Annotated in this window: 21 protein-coding genes; 11 read left to right on the forward strand and 10 right to left on the reverse strand. The window is 56.7% G+C overall.

Going from position 1 to position 23188, the window contains the following annotated elements:
• The first annotated feature begins 53 nt into the window (after positions 1-53).
• The 7 genes from AC2TCY_RS01985 (at position 54) to AC2TCY_RS02015 (ending at position 6923) form a co-directional block, all read left to right on the forward strand.
• Complete coding sequence (locus AC2TCY_RS01985; protein WP_480845113.1) at positions 54-1493, forward strand: FAD-linked oxidase C-terminal domain-containing protein; 1440 nt, start codon at positions 54-56, stop codon at positions 1491-1493.
• A gap of 44 nt (positions 1494-1537) precedes the next feature.
• Positions 1538-2638 (forward strand): FAD-binding protein, encoded by a 1101-nt coding sequence (locus AC2TCY_RS01990; protein WP_480845115.1) that lies wholly within the window; start codon positions 1538-1540, stop codon positions 2636-2638.
• 4 nt (positions 2639-2642) lie between these two features.
• Positions 2643-3965, forward strand: coding sequence for a glycolate oxidase subunit GlcF (gene glcF / locus AC2TCY_RS01995; protein WP_480845117.1), 1323 nt, complete (start codon positions 2643-2645; stop codon positions 3963-3965).
• Between the two features lie 119 nt (positions 3966-4084).
• The gene (locus AC2TCY_RS02000) at positions 4085-4876 is read left to right on the forward strand and encodes a trypsin-like serine peptidase (protein WP_480845118.1); all 792 of its coding nucleotides are present in this window, start codon (positions 4085-4087) and stop codon (positions 4874-4876) included.
• Positions 4873-5688 carry a trypsin-like serine peptidase gene (locus tag AC2TCY_RS02005; RefSeq protein ID WP_480845119.1) on the forward strand — a complete coding sequence of 272 codons (816 nt, stop codon included), beginning with the start codon at positions 4873-4875 and terminating at the stop codon, positions 5686-5688. The genes AC2TCY_RS02000 and AC2TCY_RS02005 overlap by 4 nt, the downstream gene beginning before the upstream one ends.
• 124 nt (positions 5689-5812) lie before the next feature.
• The gene (locus tag AC2TCY_RS02010) at positions 5813-6280 is read left to right on the forward strand and encodes an Hsp20 family protein (protein ID WP_480845120.1); all 468 of its coding nucleotides are present in this window, start codon (positions 5813-5815) and stop codon (positions 6278-6280) included.
• Between the two features lie 211 nt (positions 6281-6491).
• On the forward strand, positions 6492-6923 hold the full coding sequence (locus AC2TCY_RS02015) for a hypothetical protein (protein ID WP_480845121.1): 432 nt from the start codon (positions 6492-6494) through the stop codon (positions 6921-6923).
• A 227-nt stretch (positions 6924-7150) separates the two neighbouring features.
• On the opposite strand, the gene trpS is transcribed toward AC2TCY_RS02015, so the two are convergent.
• The 5 genes from trpS to AC2TCY_RS02040 form a co-directional block, all read right to left on the reverse strand.
• A complete protein-coding gene (gene trpS, locus AC2TCY_RS02020) occupies positions 7151-8152 on the reverse strand; it encodes a tryptophan--tRNA ligase (protein WP_480845123.1) in 1002 nt (333 codons plus the stop codon).
• A gap of 220 nt (positions 8153-8372) precedes the next feature.
• Positions 8373-9269, reverse strand: a complete 897-nt coding sequence (locus AC2TCY_RS02025) for a MurR/RpiR family transcriptional regulator (RefSeq protein WP_480845125.1) — start codon at positions 9267-9269, stop codon at positions 8373-8375.
• A gap of 81 nt (positions 9270-9350) precedes the next feature.
• Positions 9351-10712 carry an aminotransferase class III-fold pyridoxal phosphate-dependent enzyme gene (locus AC2TCY_RS02030; RefSeq protein ID WP_480845127.1) on the reverse strand — a complete coding sequence of 454 codons (1362 nt, stop codon included), beginning with the start codon at positions 10710-10712 and terminating at the stop codon, positions 9351-9353.
• Between the two features lie 21 nt (positions 10713-10733).
• A complete protein-coding gene (locus tag AC2TCY_RS02035) occupies positions 10734-11837 on the reverse strand; it encodes a mandelate racemase/muconate lactonizing enzyme family protein (RefSeq protein WP_480845129.1) in 1104 nt (367 codons plus the stop codon).
• Position 11838: 1 nt separating this feature from the next.
• Complete coding sequence (locus tag AC2TCY_RS02040; RefSeq protein WP_480845131.1) at positions 11839-14316, reverse strand: FAD-dependent oxidoreductase; 2478 nt, start codon at positions 14314-14316, stop codon at positions 11839-11841.
• 158 nt (positions 14317-14474) lie between these two features.
• Between AC2TCY_RS02040 and AC2TCY_RS02045 the strand changes: the two genes are divergently transcribed.
• Positions 14475-15563: an aromatic ring-hydroxylating oxygenase subunit alpha gene (locus tag AC2TCY_RS02045; protein WP_480845132.1), complete on the forward strand. Its 1089-nt coding sequence runs from the start codon at positions 14475-14477 to the stop codon at positions 15561-15563.
• 54 nt (positions 15564-15617) lie between these two features.
• Positions 15618-16001 carry a carboxymuconolactone decarboxylase family protein gene (locus tag AC2TCY_RS02050; protein ID WP_480845133.1) on the forward strand — a complete coding sequence of 128 codons (384 nt, stop codon included), beginning with the start codon at positions 15618-15620 and terminating at the stop codon, positions 15999-16001.
• Positions 16002-16085: 84 nt separating this feature from the next.
• Here AC2TCY_RS02050 and AC2TCY_RS02055 read toward each other — a convergent pair whose 3' ends face one another.
• On the reverse strand, positions 16086-16865 hold the full coding sequence (locus tag AC2TCY_RS02055; protein WP_480845135.1) for a sulfotransferase-like domain-containing protein: 780 nt from the start codon (positions 16863-16865) through the stop codon (positions 16086-16088).
• Positions 16858-17541, reverse strand: a complete 684-nt coding sequence (locus tag AC2TCY_RS02060; RefSeq protein ID WP_480845136.1) for a hypothetical protein — start codon at positions 17539-17541, stop codon at positions 16858-16860. Before AC2TCY_RS02060 ends, AC2TCY_RS02055 begins: the two co-directional genes overlap by 8 nt.
• A gap of 309 nt (positions 17542-17850) precedes the next feature.
• On the opposite strand from AC2TCY_RS02060, the gene AC2TCY_RS02065 reads away from it, so the two are divergent.
• Together AC2TCY_RS02065 and AC2TCY_RS02070 are read left to right on the forward strand one after the other, a co-directional pair.
• The gene (locus AC2TCY_RS02065; RefSeq protein WP_480845138.1) at positions 17851-18933 is read left to right on the forward strand and encodes an alcohol dehydrogenase family protein; all 1083 of its coding nucleotides are present in this window, start codon (positions 17851-17853) and stop codon (positions 18931-18933) included.
• A complete protein-coding gene (locus AC2TCY_RS02070; protein ID WP_480845139.1) occupies positions 18930-20036 on the forward strand; it encodes a mandelate racemase/muconate lactonizing enzyme family protein in 1107 nt (368 codons plus the stop codon). The genes AC2TCY_RS02065 and AC2TCY_RS02070 overlap by 4 nt, the downstream gene beginning before the upstream one ends.
• Positions 20037-20314: 278 nt before the next feature.
• On the opposite strand, the gene AC2TCY_RS02075 is transcribed toward AC2TCY_RS02070, so the two are convergent.
• Genes AC2TCY_RS02075 through AC2TCY_RS02085 form a run of 3 tightly spaced genes read right to left on the reverse strand, consistent with a single transcriptional unit; the run spans position 20315 to position 23105 of the window.
• Positions 20315-20992, reverse strand: coding sequence for a GntR family transcriptional regulator (locus AC2TCY_RS02075; RefSeq protein ID WP_480845140.1), 678 nt, complete (start codon positions 20990-20992; stop codon positions 20315-20317).
• Between the two features lie 2 nt (positions 20993-20994).
• Positions 20995-22020, reverse strand: coding sequence for a Gfo/Idh/MocA family protein (locus AC2TCY_RS02080; RefSeq protein WP_480845141.1), 1026 nt, complete (start codon positions 22018-22020; stop codon positions 20995-20997).
• Positions 22017-23105: an isocitrate/isopropylmalate dehydrogenase family protein gene (locus tag AC2TCY_RS02085; RefSeq protein WP_480845142.1), complete on the reverse strand. Its 1089-nt coding sequence runs from the start codon at positions 23103-23105 to the stop codon at positions 22017-22019. The genes AC2TCY_RS02080 and AC2TCY_RS02085 overlap by 4 nt, the downstream gene beginning before the upstream one ends.
• Positions 23106-23188 lie beyond the last annotated feature (83 nt).

Here is a 23188-nt window from a genome sequence, read left to right on the forward strand (position 1 = left end):
ACTTGCCATATGCAGGAATTGGTAATATTATTTTACCAAATGAAGGATCAGCCATGGACATGCCCCAGCCAAATCCTGACGTGCTGTCACGCAAAGACAGGATTATCGAGCGCCTTTCGCAGGTTCTGCCCGCGGACGCGATTATCCACGACCCGTCAGAAACACGCGTTTACGAATGTGACGCGCTGACCGCGTATAAATGCCCGCCGATGCTGGCGGTGCTGCCTGCCAACACGCAGGAGGTGTCGAACGTTCTGCGTATTTGCAAGGATGAGGGGGTTCCGGTCGTCCCCCGGGGCGCGGGAACATCTCTGGCTGGAGGCGCCCTGCCTACGGCGGATTGCGTGATACTGGGTGTGGCACGGATGAATGAAGTGCTGGAGGTCGACTATGACAACCGTTTCATCAGAGTTCAGACTGGCCGAACGAACCTGAGTGTTTCGGGCGCGGTGGAAGAAGAAGATTTCTTCTATGCCCCCGATCCGTCATCCCAGCTGGCTTGTGCAATTGCAGGCAATATCGCGATGAACTCTGGTGGTGCGCATTGTCTGAAATACGGTGTGACCACGAACAACCTGCTGGGCGTAACACTGGTGATGATGGATGGCAGCGTGGTCGAGATCGGAGGTGCGCACCTGGATGCATCGGGTTTGGACCTGCTGGGTGTCATTTGTGGCTCGGAAGGTCAGCTGGGTGTTGTGACCGAGGCAACCTTGCGCATCTTGCGTAAACCCGAGGGCGCGCGGCCTGTCTTAATGGGATTCGATGATAATGAAGTCGCGGGCCAATGTGTCTCTGACATTATTAAATCGGGCATACTACCAGTCGCAATCGAGTTCATGGATCGCTTGTGCATTCAGGCATGCGAAAACTTTGCGCATGCGGGCTACCCGGATTGCGAAGCTTTGTTGATTGTCGAGGTCGAAGGCTCGGAAGCTGAAATCGACAGCCAGTTGGACAAGATTGTTAAAATTGCCAGGCGCCACAATCCAGTCGAATTACGCGAAAGTCAGTCGGCCGATGAAAGTGCCCGCATCTGGCTGGGTCGAAAATCCGCGTTCGGAGCTATGGGGCAACTGAACGACTACATGTGCCTGGACGGGACAATTCCGGTATCCTCTCTGCCTGCCGTTTTGCGCCGTATTGGCGAGCTGAGCGAAAAATACGGACTGCCCGTGGGTAATGTGTTCCATGCTGGCGACGGAAATATGCATCCCTTGATCCTGTTCGATGCCAACAAAGCCGGTGACCTTGAAAAATGCGAGGCCTTCGGGGCCGAAATCCTGAAACTCTGCGTGGATGTTGGCGGTTGTCTGACCGGTGAACATGGCGTGGGTGTCGAAAAGCGGGATCTGATGCACCACCAATATGAACCGCAAGATCTCGAGGCGCAGATGACGGTTAAGGACGTGTTTGATCCAGACTGGCTGTTGAACCCAGCCAAGGTGTTTCCACTGGACGTCTCCGAACCGCGCAGAACAGCCGCTGAGTAAGGCCTCGACCGGGATGCCCGGAGTATTTAGGAAAGACGAATCTCATGAGACCTGAAACAGAAGTCGAGCTGGCGGATCTGGTGGCTGGACTGAATAACCCCGTGCGGATCGCCGGGGGCGCAACCCGCGGCGTGAGTGGGTCCGAGCCGCGCCTGAGCACCGCCGGGCTGACCGGCATCAACCTCTATGAACCCGGTGCGCTGACCCTTGTTGCACGGGCCGGAACACCAGTGGCCGAGATCGAAGCCGCTTTGGAGGCTGAAGGGCAGCAACTGGCCTTTGAGCCGATGGATCATCGCGGATTACTGGGTACTCAAGGTGAGCCGACCATTGGCGGAGTCGTGGCGGCCAATATCTCGGGCCCGCGCCGGATCCAGGCCGGGGCATGCCGCGACTTTCTTTTGGGCGTGCGCTATGTCGATGGGCACGGGCAGGTGATCAAGAACGGTGGCCGGGTGATGAAGAATGTCACTGGCTACGATCTGGTCAAACTGATGGGTGGTTCATGGGGCACTTTAGGAGTTTTGACCGAAGTGTCGTTAAAAGTGCTGCCCAAGCCCGAACGAACTGCAACTATATCGGTTGCGGTGCGTGACGCAGGGACTGCGGTGAAGGTCTTTTCGGCTGCGTTGAAATCTCCGTTCGAGGTGAACGGAGCGGCATATGATCCGAAGATTGAAAAAGCTCTTCTTAGGGTCGAAGGGTTCGTAGATTCAGTAACTTACCGGGCCGACAAACTGACCGCCGAACTGGCGGCCTATGGTGCGGTGTCCAGGGAAGGGAATCCTTCTGCGCTTTGGACTGCCATCCGCGACATTCACACGTTTAACGGCGAGGATGGGGACATCTGGCGCCTGTCAGTTAAACCCGGCGATGCGCCCGAGATTGCAGCGCGCGCCGAAGCTGATCAGGTGTTGTTCGATTGGGGCGGCGGTTTGGTTTGGTTGCGTGTTCCAAACGGCACAGATTTGCGCGCCCGGCTTGGCGTGTTTGCGGGCCACGCGACATTGGTGCGCGCAAGTGCCCAGACAATCAAGAAACTGGGACGGTTCCAGACGGAAAACACAGCAATTTCGGCTCTAACCAAAGGTATACGGGCGAAATTTGACCCTCGTGGGCTGTTTAACCCGGGGCTGATGGGGTAACGCGATGCAGACGACTTTCACCGAAAATCAGCTGCAAGATCCGGCAATACAGCGCTCAAACGACATCCTGCGGAGTTGTGTGCATTGCGGGTTCTGCACCGCCACTTGCCCAACTTATCAAGTGCTTGGGGATGAGTTGGACAGCCCACGTGGGCGCATCTACCTGATCAAGGACATGTTAGAAAACGAACGGGTGCCGGATGAAAGGACGGTCAGGCACATCGATCGTTGCCTGTCCTGTCTTGCGTGTATGACCACGTGCCCCTCGGGCGTGCATTACATGCATCTGGTTGATCATGCGCGGGAATACATCGAGGCAAAGTACAAGCGTCCCCTGACCGACCGTATGCTACGCTGGGTTTTGGCGAAGATTCTGCCTTATCCGATGCGATTCCGCTGGGCCTTGATCGGGGCGAAGCTGGGCCGCCCGTTCCGCTTTCTGATGCCGGATGCGCGGCTGCGGGCCATGCTGGACATGGCTCCGAAACACATCCCGCCGGTCAGCCGCAATGACGACCCGCAGAGCTTTGCCGCCAAGGGTCCAAAGATCAAACGCGTGGCTTTGATGACGGGATGTGCGCAAAAAGCGCTGAACACCGATATCAACGATGCCACGATCCGGTTGCTGACGCGGCTGGGATGCGAAGTCGTCGTCGCCGCAGGCGCAGGCTGTTGCGGAGCGCTGACGCATCACATGGGCAAGACCCGTGAAAGCCACGCGACTGCTGCCGCCAATATCCGCGCCTGGGCCCGGGAGATGGACGGCGAAGGTCTGGACGCAGTTGTCATTAACACCTCAGGCTGCGGAACAACCGTCAAGGACTACGGCCATATGTTTCGAAATGAACCTTTGGCTGACGACGCTGCTCGTGTTTCTGCCATTGCGATGGATATCAGCGAGCTTTTAGTTCAGCTGGACCTGCCGGAGGGCGCTGACAAAGAGATAAAGGTTGCATATCATGCGGCATGTTCCCTGCAGCATGGGCAAAAGATAAAATCGTACCCTAAGGACCTACTAAAACGTGCGGGATTCACCGTGTTAGAGCCTGCTGACAGCCACCTGTGCTGTGGCAGTGCAGGAACTTACAACCTGATGCAGCCTGAGATTTCGACAAAACTGAAACACCGAAAAGTGCGAACGCTTGAAGCCAAAGAACCGGATATCATCGCCGCCGGAAATATCGGATGCATGATTCAGATCGGTTCAGGAACCGATCTGCCAATAGTGCACACAGTTGAACTTTTGGATTGGGCTACAGGCGGGCCCGAACCGCGCGCCCTTAGGCCAGGCGTGCACACCCAGGCAGAGGTGCCGATCCTGCGTTGAACCTGATCGCGGCATACGCGCATCACTGTCCGGGGAAAACCCGACCGGGCGTTGTTGCCCTATTTTCGCCAAAGGGCTTGCGTAGGATCCTTGGTTGAACCCAAGGATCGGAGAGTCGCGTGCGCAATTGGATTACGGCTGCCGTCCTGGCAATGTTGCCTGTGTCGGCAACGGCGCAGGACAGCGGTTTGAAAAGCCTCGAAACTACGGATTCCGGCCGGCAATGGATGGCAGTCGGTCGTCTGGACGTTGAAGGGACCGGGTTTTGCACTGGAACACTGATTTCTCCAACGCTGGTGCTTACCGCTGCACATTGCCTGTTTGACAGGGCAACCCGGAAGCGGGTTGATCCCGCCAAGATCCAATTTTTGGCAGGGTGGCGTCTTGGACGGGCATCGGCATATCGTGCTGCGCGCCAAGCCGTCGTTCACCCCAACTATAGCTATGAACGGGAAACTTCGGCCGAACGTGTGCGCCATGATATCGCGTTAATCGAATTGTGGCAGCCAGTCAGGAACACCGCCGTCGTTCCGTTTGAAACCGGGCTCCGTCCAGCGCGTGGTGAAGAGGTCGGCGTCGTTTCTTACGCACAGGACCGGGCCGAGGCGCCGTCGCTGCAAGAGGTCTGCTCGATCATGAACCGCCACCTGGGCATTCTGGTAATGTCCTGCGACGTGGATCTGGGTTCGTCAGGGGCGCCTGTCTTTTCGTTTTCTGGTGATAGCCCTCGTATCGTCTCGGTCGTCGCCGCAAAAGCTGAGATCAGCGGAAAGAGTGTCGCGCTAGGGACTCCGATCGAAGATTCGTTGCAGTTGTTGCAGGCAGAACTGACCGCCGGGCGGGGATTTGGTTCGTCGTCGGGCAACGCAGGCGCAAGCAAGAACATCGGTGCGAGGTTTATCAGGCCGTGATCAGAATAATATTGAGCTTTGTTGTTTGTTTTTCAGCCTTTTTATCCCCAGCGCACGCCCAGAGTGACAAGCGAAAGCTGACGGATCGAAACGACCTGTACGGATGGGAGGCCATCGGACGGCTGGACATAGGAACCGATTCCTTTTGTACCGGCACTCTGATTGCGCAGGACATGGTACTAACAGCAGCCCATTGCGCCTTAGACAAGAAAACCGGCCGAGCTTACCAGCCCGGAGAAGTGACGTTCCGGGCCGGCCTCAGCAATGGAACGGCACTTGCGGAACGCAAGGTGGTTCAAATTGCTGCGCACCCCGATTACGGCGCCAACGATCCACTAACCGCAGCCAGCGTCCGGGTTGATGTGGCTCTAATGCGGCTGGATGAGCCTATTCCCTACTCGGTTGCCGATCCTTTTGCGTTGCACGACGGACGGGTTCCCGACAAAGAGATCAGCATCGCCTCGTACGGGCGCGGTCGAGCCGAAGCGATTACCCGCGAACGATCTTGCCGGATTCTCGACCGCCGACAAGGACTGATTACGTTTAACTGCGACATTACATTCGGGTCGTCGGGGTCCGCCATTTTGGCCAAGAACGGGTCGCGCTGGCAGATTCTGTCCGTGGTGTCCGCCGTTGGGATTGATCATCGTGGCAAAGTTGGGTTCGGGATGGAATTGTCGGGAATTGTCTCCGAGCTCAAGTCGATCCTGCGCCGGGATGCACCGCAGCCCAAAGCCACAATCCGCCGCCTGCAAGTCGGATCCGGCAAGTCCGGTTCAGGCGCGAAATTCATCAGTTCGAGCAGGCCTTGAACTGAGCTGAACTGCTCCCCATGTGAAATGTACCGGATCGCCAAAATCGGGGTCTGGTAATCATCACCGCCCGTCCAATCGGAGGGCATATTCGTAAATCGCTCAAAGGATGAGGATTATACACATGCGTAGTTTTGACTTTGCACCGCTGCACCGCGCCACCGTCGGTTTCGACCAGATCGCAGACATGATGGATCGTGTCCTGACCAATGATGTGGCTCAGCCCAGCTATCCCCCTTACAACATCGAAAAGACCGATGCCGACACCTACCGGATTTCGGTGGCTGTTGCCGGTTTTGCCGAATCTGATCTGACGGTCGAGGTGAAACAGAACTCCCTTGTCGTGGCAGGCAAGAAAGCCGCCGAAGACAAAGACCGCAGCTATCTGCACCGCGGTATCGCCACCCGCGCGTTCGAGCGCCGCTTTGCCCTGGCCGATCACGTACGTGTCACCGGCGCAAGCCACGAAAATGGCATGCTGCACATCGACCTGAAGCGGGAAGTGCCCGAGGCGCTGAAACCGCGCAAGATCGAGATCTCTTCGGCTAAGGCCATCGAGAAAGATGTGGTTGATGCCAAGGCCGTGAACTGAGGCTTTTGACGATCATGCGATAATCTCCTTCCTCCCATGATTATCGCAACATGCGCCCCGCGTTCCTCCAGACGCGGGGCGTTGTTGTTTCTATAGGGTTCGCGGCCGTTGCCAAAAATCTGGAAATGTTGGTTTCTCTTCGGCTAGTCTTTTCGTGGGATAAGTTATTGATCAGATTTCAAACAATTGACTGCAAAAGGAAACGGAACCGATGCGACCAAGATTTTTCTACTCCGGACCTGTCTGTGCGCTTGTCGTTTTGACCACGCTGGCCGCGCCTTCCGTTCAGGCTGGTGACGCGGGTAAAGTGATTGCGGGTGTGGCGCTGGGCGTGCTGGGGGCGTCTATTGCTGAACATCACCACAAGCATGGGTCGCATTATCAGAAACACCCTAATGTATCCCCTGAAGAGAACGCGGTCGGCCTGTGTATGCACCGCACTCATACCGCGATGTCCAATCAGGGGTATTATGCCGTCGATTTCGAACGCACGCTGTCCTACACCACGAACGCGGACGGTATTGATTTGATTGACCTGGAAGTTGCGCGTTCCAGCGACGCTACCGACGCACGCAGTTACATCAAAGCCCATTGCGCGATTCAAAACGACGCGGTTGTGAACTTCCGGTATTCAAATTACTGATATGGGGTCGGCGCGGGCCTCTACCTTTGGAGGCTAGAATACCCTGTGCGGACCACGCACGGGGCTTCATGAAAAAAGAATAGCAGATCAGCCCCGCCGTAGTCGATACAATCGGTTAAAACATCGGCTTGCTCGGTGCGGGTCGGTTAGCAGTTCGCGGACCGATTTTTGTGGCCACTGGCAACTTGCTGTGCCGCCGCGCCAACTGATCGACTTGGCAACTACAGTCACAAATTGAACATTCCAATCCCACCCATGACTTCGCGCTTGGTGCATTCAGTACGTTCATTTGCGCTTTCAGTCCCCGCTCGGATCACGTCGCGAACATAGGACAAATCCTGAGAAAGCTGAGCCCGCCGTTCTCGGATCGGCGCTATGAGGGCTTGCAGAACGTCTTCTAACCGGCGCTTGATTTTTGCATCTCCCAGCCCGCCTCTCTGATAGTGAGCCTTTAGGTTGGCGAGCGCTATTTTGTCGTCGTCGAAGGCATCCAGATAGGTGAAGACGGTATTGCCTTTAATTTGTCCAGGGTCCTCAACGCGCAAATGACTGGGGTCAGTGAACATTGCTTTGACAGCGGCCCTGATGTCATCGGGCGCGGCGGAAAGTGCAATTGCGTTGCCGCCCGATTTCGACATTTTCGACCCGCCAACTGTCCCGGGCAGCCGACCTGCGGCGGGAATGATGGCTCGAGCCTCGGGAAGGATGGGTGATCCCGCGGTTGCGTTGATCCTGCGCACAATTTCGTTTGTCTGCTCTATCAGGGGGGCCTGATCTTCACCAACTGGCACGACGGTCGCTTTGAATGCTGTGATATCCGCCGCCTGAGCCGCCGGGTAACACAGGAATCCTGCGGGAATGTCGCGCCCGAACCCTCGAGCCCGGATCTCATCTTTGATCGTCGGGTTGCGTTCCAGTCGGGAAACGCTCACAAAATTCAGATACAGCATGGAAAGCTCTGCCAAGGCAGGCAGTTGCGATTGCAAGCATATCGTCGTGCGCTCCGGGTTGATACCGACAGCAAGGTAATCCAGAGCAACCTCCAGCACGTTGCGACGTACTTTGGCGGGGTCGTGTGCATTGTCGGTCAGAGCCTGCGTATCGGCCAGAAGCAGAAACTGATCGTGATCGTCCTGAAAGCGCAGGCGATTTCGAAGCGAGCCGGCATAGTGCCCGATATGCAGCGGGCCAGTCGTTCGGTCTCCGGTAAGGATGACAGGTTTGTTCATGTGCGTGTCCTCTGAAAACTTGAGGTACCGCATGGGGAAGCAAGGAAAACAAAAAAGGCCGCCCAAACGGCGACCCCAATACGTGTGAAAGTTATCGGTCGCCTTGCTAGGAGACCAACCACCAACGCTTTGAAATGATGCGTGTGTTTTCCATTCCTGAGTAGGTAGTGAATGAACCGATGTGCGTCAAGCAATAGCAGGCGGGGTTGCGTTCAGGCCGTCAACGCGGTTCGTCGCGATAAATTCCAAGTCTTTGGCGGCGCGAGTGGAATGCTTCGACCCGTTCAACGATTTCACTTCCGGCCTGTGCGATTACGAAGGACAATAGCGTTTCCAAAAGCGCCACGGCGCTGACCGAGGATGGAAAGAACTGGGGCGTGTCGACAGCGACGACAAACCCGTGGTCGGCGGCCCGGTAGATCGGGCTAGCGAGGCTGTCGGTAATGCCAATGATCGAGACGCCCTGTTCCCGGGCAACGTCCGCCGCTTCGATAACTTCGCTTCGGTACGGTGCGCAGGTGATGGCGATCAGGACATCACGATTGTCGGACCAGGCAAGGTCGTCGGTCGCAACGGATCCTGCCCGTGGGATAGCGTGAAACTGCACCATCCCGGTCGATGCGAGGTAGGTGAAATTGCGCGCATTTGCGTTGTTCACTCCTACGCCCATCGTAAACACGTTGCGCGAATTCCAGATGACTTCTGCCGCGGCAGTCAGGGCTTCCGCCGTAATACCCGCAAACGTGTCTTCGATATTGTGCAGAGCGGCCTGTACCATGTCGGCATAAAGCTCACCCATCTGGCCGGATTTGCGGATCTCTTGCAGAAATCTGGCCCGGTCAGGGAAGTCAACCTTGCCTTGCCGGATCGCCTCGCGAAACGGTTCGCGGAAATCCTCGTAGCCTTCAAACCCAACCTGCCGCGCCATGCGGACAACCGTATTCGGCTTAACCTCGGCCGCCTTGGCTATCTCGCGCACAGTTGAAACACCCACGTCACGTGGGTTTTCCAACACGTATTTGGCGGCCTTTTGCGCCTCGGGCGTCAGGTCACCGAACTCTTCCGCCAAACGGGAAAGTACGGTTGTAGAGAGGTTCGTTTCGTTCGTATCTGCCAATGGCTCAGGTATCCTGTTCGAGTGTCCGGGGTTTAACCCACGCTTGGCCGAAAGTCATCGCCCCGTCTCGGCATTGCGGGATCAGGCACATTCGCGATCCGCGATTTCAAGGGTCCTGTCCAGAATCTCCAAGCCAGTCATCATGTCCTCTTCCGAAATGTTCAATGGTGGCGTCAGACGAATGACGTTCGAGAAGAAGGACAGATAAAGCCCCTGATCCATGGCGTAGGCCATCATCTCGGACATTGGCTTTGCCGCTTCTCCTTTTGCGGCAAACGGAACCAGTGGCTCTTTGGTGTCGCGGTTTTTCACCAGTTCGATCCCGTTGAACATGCCCAGGCCGCGCACATCACCGATCGACGGGTGTTTTTCGGCAAGGCGAGTAAGTTCCGTGCGCATTTTCTGCCCCATTTTGGTGGCATGGTTCAGTATGTCTTCTTGCTGCATCGCCCTGATCGCCGCCACGCCCGAAGCACAGGCCAGGGGATGACCGGCATAGGTCAACCCTCCGGGCAGAGGGGTTTCGCGCATCCAGTCGTGCAGTTCGGCCGACACCGACATGGTGCCCAGCGGCACATAGCCCGAGTTGATGCCCTTGGCGCTGGTGATGATGTCAGGTTCGACGCCCCAATGGTCGACGGCAAACCACTTTCCGGTGCGGCCAAAGCCTGCCATGACCTCATCGGCGATCAACAGGATGCCGTATTTAGTACAGGTTTCTCGGATGGATTGAAGATAGCCGTCGGGCGGCACGATGATCCCGTTGGTGCCAACTACCGTTTCCAGAATGACGGCGGCGACGGTGTTGGGGTTCTCGTACATCAGGATTTCTTCTAGATGCGGTCCGCCCTGCGCGACGGGACATTTGGCCGGGTCGGTATGACCCGTCGGCAAACGATAGGTGTACGGGTCCAGCATCCGAACCACGCCGGGCATGTCGGCGCGAGTCAGGTGATGGCGCGGGTCCCCGGTGAGGGATAGCGTGCCCCCGGTAGCCCCATGATACGAACGATAGCGCGCAATGATTTTGGTGCGCCCTGTATTGTGCCGCGCGATACGTATCGCGGTTTCGTTGGCCGCCGAGCCACCTGTGGTAAAAAATGTCGAGGTGATGTTTGGCGGTGTGATCTCAGTTATGATCGCCGCCAACTCGCTGCGCACGTCACAGCCCATGGCCGGTCCGATATAGCACAGCCGGTCCGCCTGATCCTTTATTGCCTGAACGATCTTTGGGTGTTGGTGACCCATATTGGCATTCACCAGCTGGCTTTGGAAATCCAGATAGCGCTTGCCGTCACTGTCCCAGAACCAGCTGCCTTGCCCGCCAGTGATCACTCGGGGGCGGGCACCCTGTTTTGACCAGCTTTGCAGGTAGTGGTCCGCGTGCATATCGCGCACCCATTCGGGATCATGTGTGGGGTAGGCGTTGCTCAGATCGTCCATGGCGACCTCCGTTTCGAATGGTCAGTCAAAGAGTGCGGCTGGGGTTCCAAGCGCTTGCGAGTCAGGAGAAACGCCCAGCCCGGCACCCTCTGGCGGTGCGATGCGCCCGTTTCTGCGGCTAGGTCCGGTTGGGTCCAGCCGTGGGCCGACATAGTGGCTCAGGTCGCAGGTATTCATGATCCCCCGCGCCGGGGTCGATGCTGCAAGATGTAGCAAGGCGGCGGTGGTTATGTCGCTGCCCCATGTGTCCTCGATGCACATCTGTGTCCCAAGGCCAAGGCACAGATCACGTACGTGACGTGAGGCCGACAGACCGCCCATCTTGGACAGCTTAATAGCCACAGCATCCATGCATCCCGCCTGATACCCGGCCAGAACCGAGTGTACGTCATGCGCGCATTCATCCAGTTTCATCGGCAGACCGGTGGCTGCTCGTACGTGGGCGCATTCCTCGATCGTGGCGCAGGGCTGTTCCAGCATGACGTCCAGATGCGCAACAGCACGCCCGACCCGGGTGGCGGTCAGACTATCCGACCCGCAATTCCAATCCCCGTAAACCAGAGGGCCGTTGCCAACCGCTTCGCGCACCAGAGTCAGGCGGGCGACATCAGCCTTCCAGTTATTGTCAGCGCCCAGTTTAACCTGAAACTGGCGTATTCCCTGATTGAATGCCTCCCGTGCGATGCGGGCCATCTCATCCGGAGCGACGCAGGTGATCGAGTGATAGAGCGGCATGTCCGCCACAGCGCGCCCGCCCAACAATACAAAAAGAGGCATACCGGCGGCCTGCGCCGTCAGATCCCACAGGGCCGTATCGATTGCCGATTTCGCGTAGTTGTGACCGGGCAGGTACTTGTTAAGCTTTTCCATCACGGCTTCGGGGCCTGCCGGATCGGCTCCGATCAAAACCGGGGTACATTCCTCCAGCGCCGGAACGACGCCCTTGGCATAAGCGGGAAGGTAGTGGGGAATGGGGCAGACCTCTCCCCAGCCCGACTGGCCCGTATCCGTATCCAACTGCACCACGACCGAGGTTGTGGTATCGCAGGTTTTGCCCTCGGCCATATAATAGGTGTCGTGACTTGTCAGAGGCACATGCCAGACAGAGATGCGTGTGATCTTCATGTCATTCGGCCGCCACCTGTTCCAGATCGGTGCGGGGCCTGGTCGATGCTGGATCATAAGCGGCTTGCCCGAGGAACCGGCCTTTTCGCGGTTTTCCGGCGATGATCACCTGGACCTCTTTGTCGAGAACAGCGGCGCTCGGTTTGACATAGGCGAAGGCCAGGATTTTGCCGACCGTGTGCCCATAGGCGATCGAGGCCGTGGCGCCGATCACCTCGCCATCTGCGATAATGGCCTCTCCGCCGTGGCCGTCTTCGATGCCGTCGGGTTCAATTTCCAGATAAGCGCAAATCCACGGCATCTCGCCTTCTGAGGCCTGGTCCGCACTGCGCCGTGTCGCCTCTGCGCCCAGAAATTCTTTTTCGAGGTGCAGGAAGCGCCCCTGGTTGGCTTCGGGCAAGGTGACTTCATTGGTCAGTTCTCCTGCACCCGGAAAGGCCTTTTCCATTCGCATCACGTTCATGGCGAAGGACCCGTAATTGACGATCCCATACGTCTCACCCGCGGCCCAAAGCGCTTTGTACACGTCCACGCAGGCTGCAAACGGCATGTGGAATTCCCAACCAAGCTCACCGGCATAGGACATGCGGAAAGCCCAGACCTTGTGTCCGGCGATGGTGATCTCTTGTGCGGAAAGCCAGCGGAAGCTGGCATTGGACAGATCAGCGTCGGTGCATTGCGTCAGCACGCCCCGTGATTTGGGTCCGTTTAACGACAAGGCAGCCCACTCGGTTGAAAGAGCAGTTATGATCACCTCTTCGGTGCCGCGGTTATGGTTCAGATGATCCAGAAGACGCTGTTCGAAGAACGCCGCACAGACCAGATAGTACCGGTCATCGGCCATCCGGACGAGGGTTGTTTCAACTTCGATCCGACCCCGCCGGTTCAGCATATGGGTCAAAGTGATCGAGCCGGTCTTTTGCGGCATCTTGTTGGCCGTCAGACGGTCCAACAGGGCATAGGCGTCGGGGCCGCTGACTTCGACCTTGGTGAAGGCCGTGACGTCCATGATGCCAACGCTGTTGCGCACCGCGTGAACCTCGGCACCGACCATGTCGTGCACCGCGTTGCGGCGGAAACTATAGTGATCGCGTTGTTCTACGCCGTCGCGGGCAAACCAGCGGGGGCGTTCAAACCCGTAGACCTCTTCGTAAACCGCGCCCTGATCCTTGAGGATACCGTAAAGGGGTGACGGTTTGATCGGTCGTCCTTTCGTCCGGTTGAAATGCGGAAACGGAATCTCGTGGCGCAATTTGTAATCCTCATGCGCCTTGATGACCTGCCAATCCTTTGTTGCATAGCTGCCAAACCTGCGGGGATCGTAGTCGCGCATCGAGATGTCGGCGGCACCGTGCACCATCCATTTGGCCAGCTCGCGGGTCAGACCCGGTCCCCAGCCGATACCGATTTGCGTACCACAGCAGCACCAGTAATTCCGCACACCCGGAGCCGGCCCGACCATCGGATTGCCGTCAGGTGGATGAGAAATCGCCCCGTGCACCTCGCGTGTGATACCCAGATCGGCAAAGATCGGCATCCGGTCCAGCGCGTTTTCCAGCCACGGCATGACCCGGTCATAATCGGCGTCAAAAAGCCAATTCTCATATTCCCATGGGCATTCGTCATGCCAGACCGAGTTGACGTTCTCTTTTTCGTAGATCCCTATCAGGCCCTTTTTCTGCTCCATCCGGATATAGCCCGACACCAGCTTGTCATCGCGGATGACGGGTAGCTCGGTATCCAGACCCCGGAATTCCGGCACATCTTCGGTGACGAAATAGTGGTGAGTCATCGACGTCATCGGCAGTTGCAGTCCGGACCATTCGCCCATCTGACGGGCATAAGTGCCGCCGGCATTTACCACATGTTCGCACACAACAGTGCCTTTTTCGGTCTCGACTACCCATTCCCCAGCGGCGTTCTGGGTAATATCGGTCGCCCGGCAATGGCGGAAAATTCTGACACCTTTCTGACGCGCGCCAGCGGCCAACGCCATGGTCACGTTGGACGGATCCACATGCCCGTCATCTGGCGTATAGAGCGCACCCAACACGCCATCGAGATTGTAGAACGGGTGCTTCTGAGCAATGAATGCAGGATCGACGAGTTCGATATTGAACCCAAGCGACCGCCCCACGGAAAGTGTGTGACGCAGCCAATCCATCTCATCTTCGGTATAGGCCAGCCGGAATGACCCGCAGCCATGCCAGGTAACGGCCTGCCCGGTTTCCGCCTCCAGTTTCCCTGAATAGAGACTGATATTGTAATCGACCATCTTGCCCAGCCCGTACGAGCTGGTGGAATGCGTGATCTGGCCCGCCGCGTGCCATGTCGATCCGCTGGTCAGCTCGGCCTTTTCCAGCAAAACTGTCTCGGTCCCCCAGCCTTCATGGCCAAGGTGGTAGGCCAGGCCACATCCCATGACCCCACCGCCGACAATCACAACTTTTGCCCGTGCGGGCAGCTCGTTTTGGGCCATGGCCGATTTTCCTGTGCCAGAGTTGCAGATTTCTGTGGATTACCTAGTGAAACAAATGTACCAAAGTCAAATAAAAATGGTACAACAAAATCAGGAGAAGGCCGGCGGCGCAAATTACGTGGTAGCGCCTACCGGGACAGAGGTCAGGAGAATTGCCGATGAATGCGCCGCTCACGCATACGCTTGAGGCCAGATATTATACGGACCCAGCTATATTTGAGGCCGAGATGAACGGCCTTTTGTCCCGCACCTGGCAATATGCAGGCCACACAGCTGATATCCCGAATGTCGGGGATTACTTCGCGTTCGAGATCGCCGGGCAGAACCTGTTTTCCATCCGCGGCCGCGACAGCGTGGTACGCACGTTTTATAACGTCTGTCAGCACCGCGCCCACGAAATGGTCAGTGGCACCGGCAATACACGCGTTGTCGTGTGTCCCTATCATCAATGGGCCTATGAATTGACCGGCGGTTTGCGGGCCGGTCCGAACATCAAGAATGTACCGGGCTTCGATCGCAACAAAATCTGCCTGACCGAGGTTCGGACGGAAGACTTCCTGGGTTTTCTGTTTGTCAATCTGGATCAGGACGCTGCACCGATGGACGAGTGGTTTCCCGGCGTTCGGCAGGAGCTGGCTGAATTTGTGCCGCAGATCAACGATCTGGCACCGCTGGAATGGGTTAAGGTCCCGGAGAATTGCAACTGGAAAGTCTCGGTCGAGAATTACTCGGAGTGTTATCACTGTCCGTCAAATCATCCGACTTTTGCCGAAGGTGTGGTTGATCCGGACACGTATGACATCCAGCCTGCGGAGGACGGTTATGTTCTGCGGCATACGACACAATGCCAGAGTCTGGACAAGATGACTTATGAGATTGACCCGGACAGTAACGAACACGCCTGCGATTACCAATCATGGTTTTTATGGCCGATGTTTTCCTTCCAGTGCTATCCGGGCAACGTACTGAACACATATCACTGGCGTGCCAATACGGTTGACAGCTGTACCGTCTGGCGCGGTTGGTTCACCCAGGGTGGTCACGACAGCGATGTGATCCGAACCTTGGCTGTTCAGGATCGTGAAACGACAGTGGCGGAAGACGTCCGGTTGGTGGAATCCGTTCACCGCGGTATGAAGTCCAAAGGCTATATTCCCGGCCCCCTGGTACTTGATCCGGCCTGCGGCGTGATGAGCGAGCATTCTATCGCTCGCTTGCAACACTGGATGCGCGAGGCTGTGGGATAGCGGCTCGCATCATATGAAACAACGGCGGACTGCCTAGGAACACTGGAGATAAACATGGATGACGATCTTTTCGAGCGCGGCCTCGGCCAGCGCAAAGCTACGCTTGGCGCAGAATACGTCGAGAAAAATCTGGCAGCGGCCGATGATTTTACCCGCCCCTTTCAGGAGGCGATGACAGCCTGGTGCTGGGGCTTCGGCTGGGGCGACGACACGATCGATCCCAAGACGCGGTCGATGATGAACCTGGCCATGATCGGTGCGTTGGGCAAGATGCATGAATGGGAGATTCACTGCAATGGCGCCCTGAACAACGGCGTTTCAAAGGACGAAATCCGCGCGATCATCCATGTGGTCGGTATTTATTGCGGTGTGCCTCAATCGCTTGAGTGCTTCCGGGTCGCAAGGAAGGTATTGCAGGAAAGAGGTTTGTTGGACTGATCAACTGGCCCCACGACTATATGCCAGCTGAACTCCACATGAATGTGGCGACATCTGCTTAGCACTTCCAGTGCCGTCCGTTGATCAATTCACGGACCCTAATTCCCTTGAAGTGACCCCATCTAATGGTGACGAGCAGTGTTGTCGTAAATGATCATAGTGGGGCTTCATACGGCGATGGACATGGCGAACACGTTCCGGCGCATTGTCCAGCTCAACGTAGCGGCGCTTTTGCGGTGTCAGGCCTGTTGACCTGGCCAGGTTCGAATGAAATGAGCCGCCATCCCACCAGCTATGGGCAGACGGATCGCCCCCTGGTGCCCAGGTCAAGGCTTCGGGAAGAAATGGTATGTCCACGGCGTTGCAGAACGTTTCTACAGTCTTTTCGGGATGTTCCAAAAGATCATCGCTATCGATGACGGGTGGCGGAGTGCCACGAAGCGCTGTCAAGAGGTCGAATAACGCTCGTTGTTCCGGGAACCCGACCTCCAGCTCGTCAAAATCAGGCCATTTGTCATACATCGACGTGATCGTTTTAGCAGGATCCCGGATCAGAAAAGCGTGGTTGAAACACCCGAGGAATTCAGGCGTCCACATGTGATTGATATAGTGCGGAAAGTCTTTGATGAAGACCGGCCCCTTTTCTGCACGCGCCTGAATCCCGTCCCACACGCTTTCAAGCGTCAATCCCGGCGTTGTCTTGTCACCTTCACGAAATCGCGGCCACAATGGGTCTTCACCCTGGTACCAGGCTTCGCCGAAGGGTTCATGCAGGCAATCCAGATCGCCGCGTTGGCGCATCATCCATTCAAACGCAGTGGATGTCGAACGGGGCACTGCCCACAGCGCGATAATCTTATGCATGAAGGCTCTCCAGCAGGGTTCCTTGTGGTGTCGTAGGGGCGATGCCAAGATCCTTCATGATCCGCCAATAAAGCGCGATGTCATGACCGACGATTGGGTTACCGATCGTCGCCTCCAATTGGCGGGTCAGGTGTAGCGGGCGTTGTGGCAGGCCGTCAGGCCCGCTGCGGAAATTGCACATGCCGTTGATCAGGTAGGCGTCCGCGTTTGGTGCCTGCTCCGCAACATAGGAAAAGCTCTTCTCCGCCAGGTCACCGTCAAATATCCAACGTTTTGAATTGACTTCCTCTTGGGTCTGGAACCAGCCTTGGTCGACAAAATTCCCTGCCCAGAGAACGTCGAAACCAGCCTCGCGCAAGAAGCCTACTGTGCCTTTCCACCACTCCGGCCAATGATAGGCTGCGTTCAACGCGACCTTTTCCACATTCATCGCACGCAGGGCTTCGACCATGGCATATCCAGCCATGTGAAACCGCGTGCCATACTTGTCAGACAGTTCCTTGCAGTGTTGCCGAATTCCTTCGACGCCAAGGCCGCAGGCATGCACCCAGTTGGAACCAACCTGCCCACAGACATCGACCCCATTCCGGCTCATGCAGTGAACGAAATCCTCCAGCATGCCAAAGTTCTGCTTCCGCTGCTCCAGCCCGTGTGCGTAGTCCGGTACATGAAGCATCCACCCGTGCACTCCGACGCTTTCGGGGCATATTCGTAAGAAGTCTGAAGGGGCCGCATCAAAATCAAAAGGCGGACAAGTAAACCCAACCTGGTATGGAAACAGTTTTTGTTCAGCGCTCCAGGTTCGTGGCATCGCAAGATCAGCCATGGGCAACCCGCTTTGATACATTTGTGTCATTCATGATTGACGATGGTACTTTTGTCCACTTAACGTGTCGAGCGAAAATTGCACGTTGAAAGGGCATGGAATGGACAGAGAGATTGTGAGCTTCCCCGATCATTCGTCAATGGCAGACGAGACTGCAAAATGACCACGCCAAAGACAATGCGCGCCATGGTCACCATGGGCCATGGCGATCTGGATCAGATGGTTTGGCACGAGGACTGGCCTTGTCCGGAACCTGCTGCGGGCGAAGTTCTGATCCGGGTGGGCGCCTGCGGTCTGAACAACACTGACGTCAACACCCGGTCCGGCTGGTATTCGAAGGCCGTGTCCGAGGCGACAACGGGCGGTGCATTCGGGACTGTAAACGAAGACGATCCCACCTGGGGTGGTGCTCCAATAACGTTCCCACGTATTCAGGGCGCCGATGTGTGTGGCGAAATCGTCGGGGTTGGCGTGGGCGTTGACCCCGCCCGGATCGGTCAACGTATAATCACCGATAACTGGTTGCGTGATCCGGATGACCCGGAAGACAAGAACAAGACCGGCTATTTTGGATCAGAGCGAGACGGCGGGTTCGCCGAATACACAACGATCCCTTCACAGAATGCAATCGCGCTCAATTCAGATCTGAGCGACGCAGAATTGGCAACTTTCTCGTGCTCTTATTCAACAGCCGAGGGGATGCTGACCCGTGCTGCTGTGACAAAACGGGACACAGTTCTCGTTTCGGGGGCATCAGGTGGTGTTGGTGGAGCGCTGGTGCAACTGGCCAAGCGTCGAGGTGCCCGCGTGATCGCAATGGCGTCGGAGGCGAAACATGCCGAAGTCGCAGGGCTTGGCCCGGACCGGATCCTGCCGCGAGCCCCCGAAGACCTGCGCGCTGCGCTTGGCGGAGAAAAAATCACTGTTGTCGCAGATGTTGTTGGTGGACCGAACTGGGGAAAGCTCATCAATGTTCTTGAGCGCGGCGGTCGTTATACCTGCTCCGGCGCCATTGCAGGACCAATGGTCGAGATGGATTTACGAACCTTCTACCTGCGTGACCTGACCTTCACGGGCTCTACGATCATCGTGCCAGAGGTCACGGAGAACCTTGTTCGATATATCGAAAATGGCGACATCAAACCCACTCTGGCTGCAACGTATCCGTTGAAGGACCTGCGTGCGGCACAAGCCGCATTCATCACGAAAAAGCACACTGGCAACATTGTGGTGGTTCCGTGAAAATAACCCGCATCCGGATTTATAAAACCGGTCTGCCCTACGTCGATGGCGCGTATGTCTGGGGCGCGGGGAACGCCATTAAGGTTGCCCAGGCCTGCGTTGTCGTGATTGACACAGACGCAGGATTGCAGGGTTGCGGAGAGTTCACGCCCTGCGGCGAGAATTACATGGTCGCCCATTCCGAAGGTGTCGAAGCTTTGGCGCGGTTGATCGGCCCACGGCTTCTCGGCGAAGACCCGCGTCAGGTTGGAGTAATCGAAACGATTTTAGACAACACCGTCCAGGGCCACGGTTACGCCAAGGCTCCGTTTGATGCGGCTTGTTGGGACATTCTCGGCAAGGCCTGCAATCAGCCGGTTTGGATGTTGTTGGGTGGGAAGTTGACCGACGGTGCACCGATGTATCGCGTAGCACCACAAAGGGCGACGGACGAAACGTTGGCTGAAATGCAGCGGTACCGGGTACAGGGATATCGCCAGTTTCAAATCAAAGTGGGTGGTGATTGGGCAAGGGACATCGACCGCATTCACGCTGGCATTGCCATGCTGGAGCCTGGCGAAATTGCTATGGCGGACGCCAACCAAGGCTGGCGGGTCGACAACGCCATCCGCGTGGCCCGCGCAACGCGCCACCTGGATTACATCCTGGAGCAGCCTTGCCGCACCTATGAGGAATGCCAGCAGGTCCGGCGCGTGGCCGAACAGCCAATGAAACTTGATGAGTGCATCACCGGAATGAGTGCAGCGCAGCGCACTGTCAGGGATCGCGGGGCAGAGATCTGTTGCCTGAAGATTTCCAACCTGGGGGGTCTAAGCAAAGCCCGGAGAGTGCGTGACTATCTGGTTGAAAACCGCCTTCCTGTGGTTTGTGAAGACACCTGGGGCGGCGAAATAACGTCTTCCGTCGTTGCGCATTTTGCGGCCTCGACCCCGGCAGAGTATCTGCAGAACACCACAGACCTGATGAATTACAACACACGTTCAACCGGCCTCGGTGGGCCAACGGTTGAATGCGGTAAGCTCTATGCTCCCGATACACCGGGCCTTGGCGTCACACCTGATTTCGAAAGCCTCGGCGAACCTGTCGTGACACTTGGTGTTTGAGCTCAACCAGACCAAGGCCCACGAATAGGTACAGGACGTTCCCGGCCACAGCGACTGGACATCTGATCAGTGATCTGACCGCCCCGTGCCAGCGGAAGGGCTGGAAGATGACGTCCGGATGGGATTGGATTACCCAAGTGAGAGCCGCCGCATCGTTTCCACCACCGCCGGTTGCCGCAAGGCGAGACTTTTCCATTGAAATCGTTGGAAAGTAGGGGCTTTGGGCCTTCACGAAGGTTAGTCCACGTGTCGAAAGGTCCGTCCGGTCGGCATGAGAGTTATAGGCTGTTAAGACGGTGTTTTTCGAGAATGCCACAAAGCATGGCTTTTGCCTGCAATCGGTGGTTTCGGTGACGCTCTCGCGCTTCATCAGGTTGACCGTCACGGATCGCTTTGAAGACTGCGCGGTGGTCCTCGTTCGACTGGGAAGGCAATGGGCGAATGAAAAGGGTAGTCGCCCGTGCGCGGCGGACTTGATCACTCATCATCGCGACAATCGCTTCAACGCGTTTGTTTCCGCCAAGGCGCACCAGTTCCTGGTGGAATAGCTCGTCTGCCTCAGCCCACGCTTCCAAGTCTTCTTTCTCGATGGCTTGATCCATTTCAGCAATCGACCGGGCGAGCAATTCAAGATCCTGTTCAGAGTATTTTGCTTCCGCTGCACGTTGGGCGGCGAGGCTCTCGAGCTCTGTCAGGATGTCGTAAATCTCGCGCATGTCTTCAGGTGATACGGGAAGAATGCGAACACCTTTTCGTGGGCGCATTTCCAGCAATCCGCGGCTTTCCAGCATCAAGGCCGCTTCGCGTATCGGTGTGCGCGACATACCCAGGGTTTCCGCCAGCTCCGATTCAAGATGGTCGGTTCCGGCAGCCAGTTCACCGGACAAGATCATGCTGCGCAGGTCGCGGACGGCGCGTTGCGTGTTGGAAAGAGTTTTGCTGTCCTGGCCCTTCACGGCTACTCCAAGCTTATCTTTTTACCTTCCGCGTCAGAGCGGTAGATGTTCTCTTCGATGCGGAGCACGTCCAGATAGTCCCGGGCAGTGTTTTCCAGCGTTGTGCCTTCTAAAAGGCCCGAAACGACGTGACTTTGCAAGGCATGGACGCAATCGCCACCGAACCCACCCCATGTTCGTGACGGAAGAATCTGCTGCCGGTCCCGTTTACCAAAGGCGCGGAATTCAACCGAGCCGTCGCCGTCTAGGAACAATGAACCGTCGGTGCCTTCAATCAGCGCTTCGCCCATGGTTTGACGCAAGTTTTCAGCGTTGTGGTCCAGGCATCGGTTGCCGTCAAACAAGGCCCTCAAACCGTTCGGGTGGTCGAACAAAATATATCCTGCGTCCTCTCCGGTGATAACTGGATTAACTTGGCGCAGGTCGGCGTAGATTGCGCTTGGCGCGCCGAACAGAAACCGGAACGTGTCCACCCAATGAACCGCAGTTTCGTGTACCAAAAATCGCGGCATTTCCTGAAAATATGGCTGTCGATCCAGGTATGCGCGTGGTCCGTTGCCGTCACCGGGCCGAAGCCGGAAAGTAGCCTGCAGCGGTTTGCCTATTCGCCCATCCGCTAGCACCTTCTTAATGGCGCGGTACCAAGGCTGGAAGCGAAAGTTCTCGTGCACAATGATGGTCGCGCCAGCTGTTTCGGCCTCTGAGGTTATTTCCTCTGCTTCTGCCAACGAGCGGCAAAATGGTTTTTGGCAAACCATCCATTTTACGCCGTTGCGCAGGGCTGTTCGGATCGTTTCGGCCTGGGCTACCGGGGGAAGAATTATGTCCAAAAGGTCCGGTTTCTCAGTGCCCAGCATTTTCGCGAGGTCTTGGTAAGCTGGCAGTCCGGTGGCGCGTGCTTTGTCGATATCGCGGTTACATGATGCGACTGGAACAGCCGCGGGCATTCGTGACCAGCTTTCGTAATGGAACTGGCTGAAATAGCCGGCCCCGACACAGGCAACTCTGATTTCCTTTTTGGTGTTCATGCCTGTAGCGCTTCCATTACAGAGGCGGCGGCCTCATTCGTCCCCGCAGTACCGCCAAGGTCCCGGGTCAGGTTAAAGCCGTTTGCCGTTACTATTTCAACGGCTTCGCGAAGGCGCACGCCATCGTCAAAAAGCGCCGGATTTTCGTCCGTCAAACCCAACCATTCAAGCATCATTGCGGCAGACAGGATCATCGCAAAAGGGTTGGCGATACCTTGTCCTGCAATGTCCGGAGCCGAGCCATGGCAGGGTTGGAACACAGCGTGGTCAAGCCCTATATCTGCTGACGGTGCAAGCCCCAGACCGCCCATAAGGCCCGCACCCAGGTCTGACAGGATGTCACCAAACATGTTTTCGGTCACCAGGACATCAAAATCCCAAGGTTTCTGCACCATCCAAAGTGCGGTTGCGTCGACATAGGCATGATCCGCCGTCAGATCAGGATGGTGCAAAGCTTCGGCGTCGAACAATGAACGAAAGAAGGCAAAAGCGCGAAACACATTGGCCTTGTCGACGCAAGTCACACGCCCGCGCCCGCGCCCTGAGGTCTTGCGCGTCTTGGCCAACTGGAAGGCAAATCGGAACAGCTTCTCGGATACATCTCGGGTAATCAGCAATGTCTCGCGCGCTTCGTCCTGGCATACTTCGCCCGCGCCTTGTGTAAAAAACAAGCCTTCGGTGCTTTCGCGGATTAGGACAAAGTCGATCTCTTTTCCCTCAGGCAAAGCCAGGGGCGTTGATTGTCCGGCGCGTACTTTTACCGGGCGGACCCCGGCAAAAAGACCCAACTTTTTGCGCAGGTCAATCTGCGGTGATATCTCGGTTCCGTCCGGGTATCGCACGTCAGGCAATCCCATCGCTGAAAGCAGAATGGCATCTGCCCCGCGCGCGATCTTCAAAGATAAATCTGGAAATGAGTCGCCAGTGCTTGCGTAATGTGCAGCTCCGGCGGGCGCATCGGTGAAAGTCAGGTTGTAGGCCGGATTCCGGTCTGCAAGCTGATTCAGGATTTCCAGCGTGGGCGCCATGATTTCCGGACCAATTCCATCGCCATGAAATACTGCAACTTCATAATTTCCGTTCATCTGAGCCCGTTTCCTTCCCGTTCTGCCTTAATGGCGTGATGGCAGCATTCATCACAGTCCGTTGACAATGCATTCTTTAACGT

The sequence above is a fragment of the Ruegeria sp. HKCCD7181 genome, from assembly GCF_057221055.1.

Coding starts and splice junctions, on each gene's coding strand:
- AC2TCY_RS01985 (WP_480845113.1), top strand. CDS start 54: ATGGACATGCCCCAGCCAAATCCTGACGTGCTGTCACGCAAAGACAGG.
- AC2TCY_RS02055 (WP_480845135.1), bottom strand. CDS start 16,865: ATGCATAAGATTATCGCGCTGTGGGCAGTGCCCCGTTCGACATCCACT.
- AC2TCY_RS01990 (WP_480845115.1), top strand. CDS start 1,538: ATGAGACCTGAAACAGAAGTCGAGCTGGCGGATCTGGTGGCTGGACTG.
- trpS (WP_480845123.1), bottom strand. CDS start 8,152: ATGAACAAACCTGTCATCCTTACCGGAGACCGAACGACTGGCCCGCTG.
- AC2TCY_RS02065 (WP_480845138.1), top strand. CDS start 17,851: ATGACCACGCCAAAGACAATGCGCGCCATGGTCACCATGGGCCATGGC.
- glcF (WP_480845117.1), top strand. CDS start 2,643: ATGCAGACGACTTTCACCGAAAATCAGCTGCAAGATCCGGCAATACAG.
- AC2TCY_RS02040 (WP_480845131.1), bottom strand. CDS start 14,316: ATGGCCCAAAACGAGCTGCCCGCACGGGCAAAAGTTGTGATTGTCGGC.
- AC2TCY_RS02035 (WP_480845129.1), bottom strand. CDS start 11,837: ATGAAGATCACACGCATCTCTGTCTGGCATGTGCCTCTGACAAGTCAC.
- AC2TCY_RS02085 (WP_480845142.1), bottom strand. CDS start 23,105: ATGAACGGAAATTATGAAGTTGCAGTATTTCATGGCGATGGAATTGGT.
- AC2TCY_RS02010 (WP_480845120.1), top strand. CDS start 5,813: ATGCGTAGTTTTGACTTTGCACCGCTGCACCGCGCCACCGTCGGTTTC.
- AC2TCY_RS02045 (WP_480845132.1), top strand. CDS start 14,475: ATGAATGCGCCGCTCACGCATACGCTTGAGGCCAGATATTATACGGAC.
- AC2TCY_RS02080 (WP_480845141.1), bottom strand. CDS start 22,020: ATGAACACCAAAAAGGAAATCAGAGTTGCCTGTGTCGGGGCCGGCTAT.
- AC2TCY_RS02015 (WP_480845121.1), top strand. CDS start 6,492: ATGCGACCAAGATTTTTCTACTCCGGACCTGTCTGTGCGCTTGTCGTT.
- AC2TCY_RS02060 (WP_480845136.1), bottom strand. CDS start 17,541: ATGCTTCATGTACCGGACTACGCACACGGGCTGGAGCAGCGGAAGCAG.
- AC2TCY_RS02030 (WP_480845127.1), bottom strand. CDS start 10,712: ATGGACGATCTGAGCAACGCCTACCCCACACATGATCCCGAATGGGTG.
- AC2TCY_RS02050 (WP_480845133.1), top strand. CDS start 15,618: ATGGATGACGATCTTTTCGAGCGCGGCCTCGGCCAGCGCAAAGCTACG.